This window comes from Hoskinsella mucinilytica, assembly GCF_045223415.1.
GTDB lineage: Bacteria > Bacillota_I > Bacilli_A > Erysipelotrichales > Erysipelotrichaceae > Hoskinsella > Hoskinsella mucinilytica.
Window position 1 is genome coordinate 25,925 of sequence record NZ_JBEQZJ010000039.1, and the last position, 10,345, is coordinate 36,269.

The following is a 10,345-nucleotide window of genomic DNA, read 5'->3' on the forward strand; positions in this document are numbered from 1 at the left end:
CATCAAAGAAGCGCAATGATCTGTTTTCGTAACGCTTCTTTATCCTCATTGTTCCATAAAACAACATCCGCTCTTGCTATTTTTTCTTGTTGTGGCATTTGTACAGCCAGTCTTCGCTTCGCCTCTTCTTTGGAAACATGACGAAATTTTGATAATCGTTCTAAAAGAATCGATTCCTCACTTGCGACAACCCAAATTTCATCAAAATAAGATTCCCAATGTATCTCAAACAGCAAAGGAACTTCTACTACGACCAAGGGATATTGCGTGAGAGCTGCCATTTTATTCTCGATTTCTGTTTTGATCAATGGATGTAAAATTGCCTCCGCCCGTTGTTTTTTGATGGGATCACAAAAGATCATATCACTCATTTTTTGTTTATCAAGCTGTTTTTGATCATTTAATATCTGATCGGAAAAGGTAGCCACCAAACCAAGATAACCCGCATGATCCACTTGTAATAATGCTTCATTGATTCGATCACAATCCAATACCGGTATCGCTTTTTCTTTTAATATTTCAATGACACTGGATTTACCAGCACCCATGACTCCTGTCAATCCAACTTTTTTCATTTTCGTTTTTGACATGCAGGGCAATAACTTGTGCCACGTCCACCAACTGTGATCTTTTTGATTTCTGTACCACACACGCTACATGCTTCTCCTTTTTTTCCATGAACCTTTAATTTAAGTTGAAAGCGTCCATCTACGCCAAGACTGGAGGTATAAGATCGAATCGTGGTACCACCTGATCGAATAGCCCCATTCATGATCCTTCGAGTCTGAATGATCAACTCTTCAAAATCTTTTTTTCGTAGATGATGAATCAAGGTTTGTGGATGCAAACCCATCGCAAAGCATATTTCATCCGCATAAATATTACCAATACCACACAATACACTTTGATCCAATAAGATCACTTTCAAAGCATTCTTTCTTTTATGAACTTTTTTATATAAATAATCTGCAGTCAATCGATCATCAAAAACATCATATCCAAATTTCTGAAAGCAAGGATAGCGTTGATCCTGTGCTTTTTCATATAGCCACATTCTACCAAATTTTCTCGTATCATGATAGCGAAGTTGTTTACCATTGTCTAGCGTAAACATAACATGCACATGCTTATCATAAGGAACTTGTGCATCTTGCACATAAAACTTCCCTTCCATACGTAAGTGACACACCCAAATATGTGTTCCGAGATCAAATATCAGAAATTTGCCGAAACGTCGATAATCTTCGATTCTTTTTCCGATGATGGTCGATTGAAATTCTTTCACATCGGGATAGGCAATTGTACGTTGCCAAAAGACATCGCAATGTAGGATGGTTGGATGCTGAAGCTGATGTTCTAATGTTCTTAATACGGTTTCTACTTCTGGAAGCTCTGGCATATCATTTCGCCTCGTACCAAGTTTTTCCGATGTTTGCTTCCGCAATCAACGGAACTTTTAATGTCATGACATTTTGCATTCCCTGTTCTACGATATCTTTCATTAATTCGATTTCATCTTCACAAACATCGAAAATCAGTTCATCATGGATCTGCAGGATCATCCGTGATTTCACGCCTTTTTCTTCCATCGTTTTGAATATTGATATCATTGCCAACTTAATCAGATCTGCGGCACTTCCTTGAATCGGAGCATTCATCGCAGCACGCTTTCCGAATTCTCTCATCATATAATTTTTATCTTTGATTTCCGGAATATATCTACGGCGTTGAAATATCGTCTTAACATAGCCATGTTCTTCACAGTATGCAATGGTAGCATCCATAAATGTCTTAATAGAAGGATAAGACGCAAAGTATTTTTCGATAAAGTTATGTGCTTCATTGCGAGATATTCCCAATTGTTCACTCAACCCAAAATCACTTTGTCCATATACGATACCGAAATTAACGGTTTTTGCACTTCTTCGCATCAAAGGAGTGACTTCATCATGGTCCACATCGAAAATTTGCATTGCTGTTTTGGTATGAATGTCGATGTTATGGTTAAAGGCGTCGATCATCTGTGATTCATTCGCCATATGTGCCAACATTCTCAATTCGATCTGGGAATAATCGGCACTCAACAAAACATGTCCAGGACTGGCGATAAAGGCTTTTCTGATTTCTTTTCCTTCTTCATCTCGTACGGAAATATTTTGTAGGTTTGGTTCACTACTTGACAAACGGCCTGTCTGTGTCTGAATTTGATTAAAGATCGTATGTATCTTACCATCTTTTAATATATGCTTACTTAAACCAACAGCATAAGTACTATAAATCTTTTGATATTTTCTATGTTCCAATAATAATGGAATGATAGGATGAACATGTACTAGTTTCTCTAAAACATCTGCGGCTGTGCTTCGTTTTTTTCCGGCTTTTAAACCTAACTCATCATATAAAATCGTAGCCAACTGTTTTGGTGAATTGATGTTAAATTCCATACCAGCTAGTTCATAAATGGATCGACTTAGTTCTTCGATTTTTTTCGCTGTTTGCTCAGCGATGGCATCTAATGTAGAAAGACTGGTAACGACTCCCTCTTTTTCCATTGCGTACAATACCTTTGTAAGTGGCATCTCAATGGTTTCAAATAATTCCAGCATTTCCATTTCCTTTAGCTGTTCTTTCAGTGGAACGATCAGATCCTGTAATTCATCTGCTTGCATCATTGCATAGGTTGTTTGTGTTTCGCCATCGATCAGTTTAGGTTTTCCTCGTTTTCCATAGACATCCTCTTTACGAATACTACGATCAAATTGATAGCGTTCCTGTAGCTTATCATAATCGGTCAATGTGCCATCTATCAGGAATGCCGCAATCATCACATCAAAGCTGATATCTCCACATGGTATCTGGTTTTTATGACATGCATGGTAAAAGTTTTTCGCATCATACACTGCTTTTTGGTTATTTTCCTTCAAATAGGTAAGAAAAGCAATATCTTGTTTCGCATCAGATAACGTGATATATTCATTTTGTTGCTGATAGCTAATCGCAAATCCATGAAGGATAGCATCGTAATATGGTTCATTATCCACATCTGCATAGACCAAACTATCTGCCTTCAACAAATCCTCACTGACCTTTGTAACGACCTTACGAGTACTTTCTTTGACGACTTTTTCTTTATTCATCGTAGCTTTAACAAAGCTATTCATCTCATATTTTACATAAAAATCATGTAAGGATTCTCCAGGCGTAGGCATGCTCAATTCTTCCATCGTAAAAGGAATCTGTGCGTCTGTTTTGATGGTAGCCAAATATTTTGATAGAAATGCCTTTTCTTGATCAGTGGAAAGCTTTTCTTTTAGCTTTCCTTTGATTTCATCCAAATGCTCATATACCGAATCAACGGTTGTATATTCATTTAACAGTTTCAGTGCTGTTTTTTCGCCAATTCCCTTAACACCGGGAATGTTATCAGCAGTATCACCCATCAATGCTTTTAAATCTATGATCTGACAAGGTTTAATGCCCATGGTTTCCATCAACTTGGCCTCATCCATGACTTCCATTTCACTGATTCCTTTTTTCATTAGATAGACATCTGTTGTAGGATCGATCAACTGTAGTAAGTCACGATCACTGGAAAGGATGTGGATATTGACATCAGGATATTTTTTAGCCATACTGCCAATGATATCATCTGCTTCAATCCCTTCACATTCATAACGTATTAATCCATAGCTATCCAAATATTCTCTGGCAATAGGAAATTGTACGATCAATTCTTGATCCAATTGTTTTCTTGTTCCTTTATATTCTTTATATGTTTCATGGCGAAAGGTTGGTTTTCCTGCATCCCATGCGACCAAAACTGCATCAGGCTGAATCATATCCAATGCTTTGTTGATCATAGTGATAAATCCATATACTGCATTGGTAGGAATGCCATTACTTGTTTTCATCATTCTTCCATATACGGTTGCATAGTATGCTCGAAACAACATAGAATTGCCATCTATCAATAATAAATTTTTCATAAACTACCTCCATTTGTACTATATTTTACCACAGTTTTGATACCTACACGCAAGCAATACACACAAAAACAAAAAGAAAAGGTCTTGCGACCTTTAAGAAGCCATAGATTCCAGCATTTTCAAATTTTCATACATGATCGTAAGATAGTCTTTGGTTGCCTTTTGATCCGATTCCGAAATCGTAGAAAGATTGCTCATATTGATTGGAATCAAACCCAATTCATCAATCAACTCTTGTTGAAGTTTTTCCATGTCTTCAGGTAAATTTTGCTCAAGCACCATATAACGCACTTTATCTTGCTGAATTCGTGCCTTGATGACTTCCAATTGTTCCTTGGTAGGTAGTGCTCCATATTTGCTTAAACAAACAGGATAGACATTGATACCATAGGATTTTTGCCAAATGCCAAAGCTTGGTGTCATGGAAACAAAGCTGATTTCCATTTTTTCTTCATTAATTTTTTGGAAATCCGCATCTAATCGTGCTAGATCAACTTCCAATTGTTCATAATTTGACGCAAAGATCTTTTGATATTCCGGATATTTTTCAACCATATAATCATAGATATCATTGGCCATAGAAGTCATTGCAACAGGATCCATCCAAAGCATTGGATCAGAATCATATCTATCCAACATCTTGAAGGCATCTCCTTCATAATATGGTTCCTCTACTCCGGTCGTAATACCATTGATGGTCGTAGTCGTATATCGTTCGAATTTATAAATTGCGCTCTTTGTTTCTAAATTGACCAAATCAACCTTTGTGGAACGAATATCATTATAATATACATCCATATAAGGCTCTAATCCGCCAATATAAAATAAGGCATCGCTTTCTTTTAAGATAGACAAATAGTCCTGTGTTGGTTGCGCTCTTTGAATCAAGGAACCGGAACTGATGTTTTTCACAACCACATCATTGCCACCGATCTTGCTGATCAAATATTCTACAGGATAGACGGTAGCTACAAGTTGCGGCTTTTGTTCTTCCGCACAACCACTAAGCATGCACATGCATAGTAGCATAACAAGAAAAGATTGAAGTTTTTTCATAATGCCCACTCCTCTTGTTTGTAATTATAACATAAATCCAGGGTATCGCCTACTCTGTTTTACCAAGAAAATGTTAGATTCAAGATTTATCAATGCTTATACACGTACCTGCTTATCTTTTGGATATACCAAGTAAATTAAGCCATACTTCTTCATTGACCCAATTAGATTCATATAACATGATATTGGTTGCGAAACGATACATTTCTCTCCCATGATTCATTCTGATGGGATACGTAGAAGGATGATCCATGCGATATTGATAAAAAGTGGCTCGTTGATAGGGTCGTCTTCGATAGGATTGCATGTTTTCTATGATCAACAATATACAAATAGCAAGTCCACTGATTCCTTGAAACATCTTGATCAAATAACAGCATGATATCAAGACCATAGAGATAAGATTTAACAGCTTACCGGCCAACATATAGGGAAAGATCAGCTGAAGGAATAGTTCTAACATTCTACCACCATCTAAGGGATATATAGGCAATAGATTGAACACCAAGATCGATAAATTCATCATACATAAATAATCACAATAAGCTTGTGATATCCAACCTACCATCACTAATGATCGTAACAACAATGGCTCCAACAGATGAGTGAGTGGTCCTGCCACAAGAATCAAAAAATCTTTGATCCCGCTTCGATAGCCAATGCTATCAATGACAGCACATAAACCAAAAGGATAAAGGATGACTTTTTGTATCGGATAATGAAAACAGATTGCTACAATAATATGTGCGGATTCATGAATGCTTAAAAACAAAAAGATAAATAATAACGTTTTATATAGGGGGATAAAGGGATAGCACAAAAGAAAAGGAATCCATAACCAGGATACCTTAATTCTGCAATGCTTCATTCATTTCCAGCTTTTTTTGATCTTTCATAAAGCTGATTTGAACATGGTCCTCATAGGTCCCGAGAATCTTATCTTTCAGCATGCGTTCTTCTTCTTTCACAGATACATCCCCTACACCATCATACGTTGTTACTACGCCATTATCCTGTTTGATGGTAATACTGCTTTTCCCATTATCCATAGGTTGAATATGCAAGATGATCCCATCATAAAGGTTGTAAACGGAATTACTATCATTTCGATATTGATCATCCCCTATTTTTGTATAGGTGATCGAGTGACTGACAGTTTGTTCTTTCAAGGTAAACCAATCCTCAAATGGTAACCAGGATGATAGATTCTCAAGATGTAGCTCTTCTACAAAAGCTGGCATCGATACTAGATGTAATTTCTGATTCAACAATAATGCCAATACTGCAACGCAAACAAACATCAACAGCATGACAGCATGATATAACACACGAAACATCGGTGTGCCTCTTTTATGTTCTTCTTCCTCAATCCCTATTCTTCGTTGAGCAATTCTTCTTCTGACTTTATGCAGATCATCCATATGCTTCCCTCCTTGCTACTATATGATATGTCTTTTGATCATGGAAAAGAACAAAAAGTTGTTTCCTTCAAAAAAAAGCACCATCCATAGTCGGATCGTGCCTATTGTTTATTGTTTTAAAGGTTTTTTTAAGACGACCAAGATAGCCATGCCGACAACAGCACCAATGATCAAGGACGCAAGATATCCTAATGGATTAGATATCACACCAATCACAAAGATACCACCATGTGGAGCCATTAAGGTACATCCAAATAACATAGATAAAGCACCTGCTGTACCAGCTCCTACCACACATCCGGGAATGATGTGAAGTGGATCTGATGCTGCGAAAGGAATTGCACCTTCTGTGATAAAGGAGAACCCCATGATCACATTGGTAAGTGTTGTCTGTTGTTCTTTTTTCGTGAAACGATTCTTAAAGAAGAATGTAGCCAATGCAATGGCAAGCGGTGGAACCATACCACCGATCATCACGGCTGCCATAATATCATAGTTACCATTGGCAATAGAGGCTGTTCCAAACACATATGCTGCTTTATTGATTGGTCCACCCATATCAACTGCCATCATAGCACCTAATACAAGTCCTAGGAACACCTTACTGCTACCACCCATAGAATTTAAGACATTGGTTAATCCCTCATTGATTGCCGCAACCGGTGGATTAATGATAAACACCATCAATAATGCCATAAGCAAGATACCGAAGAATGGATATAATAAGACAGGTTTCAAGCCTTCAAATGCATCAGGAAGGTAATCAAATACTTTACGTAATCCTTTAATGAGATAGCCTGCCGCAAATCCAGCAACCAATGCACCAAGAAAACCAGAGTTACCTGAGCTTGCCATTGCACCACCGACAAACCCTACCGCTAATCCAGGGCGATCAGCAATGCTCATTGCAATATAACCACTTAATACAGGAAGCATAAAGCCAAAGGCCATATCTCCTGCCGTTTTAAAGAATGAAGCAAGTTCAGTATTTTTACCGAAATTACTTGGATCGATGGTATAATCGTCAAACAAGAAAGCCAAAGCAATCAAGATACCACCACCGATAACAAAAGGCAACATATGTGAAACACCATTCATTAAATGTTTATAGATTTGACGTCCAAGACTTTCATTACTAACTGCTTCTTGTAACGCTTGTCCTCCCTTTTCCGCATGATAAATCGGCACATTGCCATTGATTGCTTCTTTGATCAACTGTTCTGCTTTATTGATACCATCCGCAACTTTGACTTGAATCACAGGTTTCCCATCAAAACGAGCCATATCAATATTTTTATCAGCTGCTACGATGATGGCTTCACATTCCGCTATTTCTTTTATTGTAGGAGCATTCTTTGTGCCACCAGAACCATCTGTTTCCACTTTAATGGTAATTCCCATTTCTTTTGCTTTTTCTTCCAATGCTTCTGCTGCCATATACGTATGGGCAATACCTGTTGGACATGCAGTAACTGCCAAAAGACGATAAGTTCCTTGAAACATCTTCTGCTGTTGTGCTTTTTCTTCCTCTTTTGCTTTTTGATTTGCTTCCTTTTCATTGATCAAGGCTAAGAATTCTTCATTGGAAGAGGCTTCCATTAAAGCGTTTTTAAATGTGGTATCCATCAACATTGTTGATAACATTGCCAAGATTTCTAAGTGTTCGCTACCTCCTGTTTGAGGTACGGCAATCATAAAGAATAAGTGTGCCAATTGTCCATCTAAAGATGCATAATCTACTCCTTCTTTCACGACCATTGCGCTTAATCCAGGTCTAGTCACCGCCTCACTTTGTGCATGAGGAATCGCTATCCCTTCGCCGATTCCTGTTGTACTTAAAGCTTCACGAGCGTAGATACCTTTTTTATATATATCTACATCACTTAAGTTTCCTTGTTGATTCATCAATTCTACTAATTGTTGAATCGCTTCATCTTTGTTTGTTGCTTGCGCATAAACATTGATACTAACGTTTTTCAATAAGTCGCAAATTTTCATAAAAGTTCCTCCACTTGTAATGTTTCATATAATTCCATGATGAGATCCTGACCACCTAAATCCTCACTAAAAGCCGTAGCTCCCCCTGCGGCACTACCTAGTCGAAGTGCTTCTTGATAATTTTGATGCTTTAAATAACCGGCAAGAAACCCTGCTACCATAGAATCCCCTGCACCTACAGAGTTTTTTACCTCTCCTTTGGCAATACCACAGCGAAACATATGCTTATCTTCCGTAAGCAGAAGCGCTCCCTTAGATGCTCGGGAAATCAATACATTCTTAGCACCCATATCCTGTAGTTTTTTTCCATAATGAATTAATGCTTCTTCTGATGTTATTTGAACTTGAAAGAGATCCTCTAATTCATCTTGATTAGGCTTGATCAAGAAAGGATGATAAGGTAAGACATTCAACAAGAGTGTACCTGTCGCATCTACCACACTTCGTATTTGCTTATGTGATAAGCGTTGAAGAATAACTTCATAGATAGAAGCATCTAAGCAATTTGGGATACTACCTGATAACACAAGCATATCACCATCCTCTAAGCAATCAAGTTGATGAAATAATTCATCGAGTTTTGAAGAAGAAATGTAAGGACCACAACCATTAATTTCCGTTTCTTTATCTCCCTTCATTTTTACATTAATGCGTGAGAAGCCCTCGGGCAAGGTGATCAAAGCATTGGCAAACCCTCGTTTTTGTAAAAGGGCTTCAATTTCTTTGCCACTAAAACCAGCGATGAAGCCATAAGCGCAAGTTTCATAACCTAAGCGATGAAGAATAGTAGAGACATTGAATCCTTTTCCCCCAACGTAAATTTCTTCTGCCTTGCTACGATTGGTACCACCTAAGATAAAGCTATCCACATGCATAAGATAATCCAGAGATGGGTTTAATGTGATCGTATAAATCATAACTGTACCTCCACAATGCTAGTATGTTTTTTTAAGTTTTCATCAGGACAATGATCGGTAATGATGATTGCATCATCGATATGAGCAAACCGTACCGGTGTCACTTTTTGGAACTTTGAATGATCTGCCAGAACATATGCCATTAAACTACGCTGTAATGCGGTTTCTTTGATAGCTGCCTCTTCACTATCTACAGTTGTAAAGCCGTATTGAATATCAATACCATTCGTCCCGAAAAAGCCTTTTGTAAAATTATAATGCGAAATGGACGCAACGGCTTTAGCACCAGTCACTGCTCCTGTCACATTCCTTATCTCACCACCCACAATTTGTACTTTAAAACCTTTTTTCAGTAATGCCTGTGCCTGTAAAAGTCCATTGGTGATATAAATTGCTGTTTTCTCATCTAAATATTCTATGAATTTCAATGTAGATGTTCCTGCATCAATATAAACGAAGTCATTTGCCTCAACTAATTTTGCGGCATAACGAGCAATTCCATCTTTTTCTTCTGGATGTTCTATTTGACGTTTATCAACATCATCTTCTACAGCGCTATTCATACGTGAGATAGCAGTAGCACCTCCGTGAACCCTTCTAAGTAGCCCTTGTCGATCCAATTCCAACAAATCTCGGCGTATCGTGGATTCTGAGGTATCTAGCATATCTACTAAATCTGTGACCGTTACTGCGTTTTTCCGCTTGATTTCTTTCATGATCAATTCATGTCTTTTATTGGTTATCATTGCACTCACCTCTTTACATCTACAGTATATGCTCATTCAGTCATCTTGTCAACACAAAACAATCAAATTCATTCATTTTTTTGAGGTTAATGATTAAATAATCAAGATTTCCATTGGTTTTAAGGCTATAAAATGACTGAACAGTCATAAAAGAGCGTTTTTATGAGTTTGCTCTTTATTTACTAACTTCAATCATAATTAAACTATTTTAAGTGTTTGCA

General features: G+C 37.5%; 9 protein-coding genes. All 9 read right to left on the reverse strand.

Features of this window, described 5'->3' with window-relative positions:
* Positions 1 to 2: 2 nt before the first annotated feature.
* The 9 genes from coaE to UGRO018_RS13805 all read right to left on the reverse strand — a co-directional run bounded on the left by coaE (position 3) and on the right by UGRO018_RS13805 (position 10,124).
* On the reverse strand, positions 3 to 590 hold the full coding sequence (coaE, locus tag UGRO018_RS13765) for a dephospho-CoA kinase (protein WP_416327070.1): 588 nt from the start codon (positions 588 to 590) through the stop codon (positions 3 to 5).
* Positions 572 to 1,399 (reverse strand): DNA-formamidopyrimidine glycosylase, encoded by an 828-nt coding sequence (mutM, locus tag UGRO018_RS13770; RefSeq protein ID WP_416327071.1) that lies wholly within the window; start codon positions 1,397 to 1,399, stop codon positions 572 to 574. Before mutM ends, coaE begins: the two co-directional genes overlap by 19 nt.
* Position 1,400: 1 nt before the next feature.
* On the reverse strand, positions 1,401 to 3,986 hold the full coding sequence (gene polA, locus UGRO018_RS13775) for a DNA polymerase I (protein ID WP_416327072.1): 2,586 nt from the start codon (positions 3,984 to 3,986) through the stop codon (positions 1,401 to 1,403).
* A gap of 93 nt (positions 3,987 to 4,079) precedes the next feature.
* Entirely contained in the window at positions 4,080 to 5,042 is a 963-nt protein-coding gene (locus UGRO018_RS13780; protein WP_416327073.1) for a metal ABC transporter substrate-binding protein, read from the reverse strand.
* 112 nt (positions 5,043 to 5,154) lie between these two features.
* Positions 5,155 to 5,910 carry a site-2 protease family protein gene (locus UGRO018_RS13785; RefSeq protein ID WP_416327074.1) on the reverse strand — a complete coding sequence of 252 codons (756 nt, stop codon included), beginning with the start codon at positions 5,908 to 5,910 and terminating at the stop codon, positions 5,155 to 5,157.
* A complete protein-coding gene (locus UGRO018_RS13790; protein WP_416327075.1) occupies positions 5,891 to 6,463 on the reverse strand; it encodes a M23 family metallopeptidase in 573 nt (190 codons plus the stop codon). Before UGRO018_RS13790 ends, UGRO018_RS13785 begins: the two co-directional genes overlap by 20 nt.
* 108 nt (positions 6,464 to 6,571) lie before the next feature.
* A complete protein-coding gene (locus tag UGRO018_RS13795; protein ID WP_416327076.1) occupies positions 6,572 to 8,461 on the reverse strand; it encodes a PTS fructose transporter subunit IIABC in 1,890 nt (629 codons plus the stop codon).
* Positions 8,458 to 9,378, reverse strand: coding sequence for a 1-phosphofructokinase (gene pfkB, locus UGRO018_RS13800; RefSeq protein WP_416327077.1), 921 nt, complete (start codon positions 9,376 to 9,378; stop codon positions 8,458 to 8,460). The genes UGRO018_RS13795 and pfkB overlap by 4 nt, the downstream gene beginning before the upstream one ends.
* The gene (locus tag UGRO018_RS13805; protein ID WP_416327078.1) at positions 9,375 to 10,124 is read right to left on the reverse strand and encodes a DeoR/GlpR family DNA-binding transcription regulator; all 750 of its coding nucleotides are present in this window, start codon (positions 10,122 to 10,124) and stop codon (positions 9,375 to 9,377) included. The genes pfkB and UGRO018_RS13805 overlap by 4 nt, the downstream gene beginning before the upstream one ends.
* Positions 10,125 to 10,345: the final 221 nt, after the last annotated feature.